Annotated in this window: 1 protein-coding gene; it reads left to right on the plus strand. The window is 42.6% G+C overall.

What is annotated here, in order from left to right; all coding sequences use genetic code 11:
• Window positions 1-275: 275 nt before the first annotated feature.
• Window positions 276-839: D-alanyl-D-alanine carboxypeptidase family protein (locus R8N49_RS26075; protein WP_318190318.1), on the plus strand; the 564-nt coding region annotated here is incomplete at its 3' end.

The following is an 839-nucleotide window of genomic DNA, read 5'->3' on the forward strand; positions in this document are numbered from 1 at the left end:
TGTGCGGGTGCTTTTTCATATTTTGAACGATTTGTTTTAGAGATCTGCTTATCTAAAAATGTGGATTCTCGCTGTCATTGACGTGAGGCCGTTCTTTCGTGATCTCGTTTTGGCATCACATGTATGGGCGGAAAATTTCTACTCATCTCTCATTCTTCTCGACAAACATTGAGTAAAGGTAACGAATCGTAACATTGCTGCTGTAACTGTATGGCGTTTCAATATACTCGACTTAGTTTGTAAGCCACAGATTGCTAATAAGATTAGATGTCACTATGAGAAAAAATACCTTATTCAACACGACTTTCCTTACCGGCCTTGCTACCTTCTCTCACTTTGCCTTTGCTGCACCAACTGTTGTCCCTAATGCACCTGAATTAAGCTCCCGCGGTTATGTACTGATGGACTATCACACAGGTAAAGTGTTGGTAGAGCGCGATGCAGACAAGCGATTAAACCCAGCGAGCTTAACTAAGCTGATGACTGCTTATGTTGCAGGACAAGAAGTAAACGCTGGCAATATCAGTCTCGATGATCAAGTTGTTATTAGTCGCAACGCTTGGGCGAAAAACTTCCCAGATTCTTCCAAAATGTTCATCGAAGTAAACACATCTGTGTCTCTGTCTGATTTATATCGAGGATTGGTGGTTCAGTCAGGAAACGATGCTAGTGTTGCCATTGCAGAGCACGTCGCTGGCAGCGAAGCAGGCTTTGTTAGCTTAATGAATAGTTGGGCGAGTCAACTTGGTTTGACGAATTCCTCATTTACTAACCCTCATGGTTTAGATAGCGATGGTTTGTATTCAACACCGCATGATATAGCTAAGTTGGGTCAAGCA

The organism is Vibrio sp. 1978 (assembly GCF_033344345.1).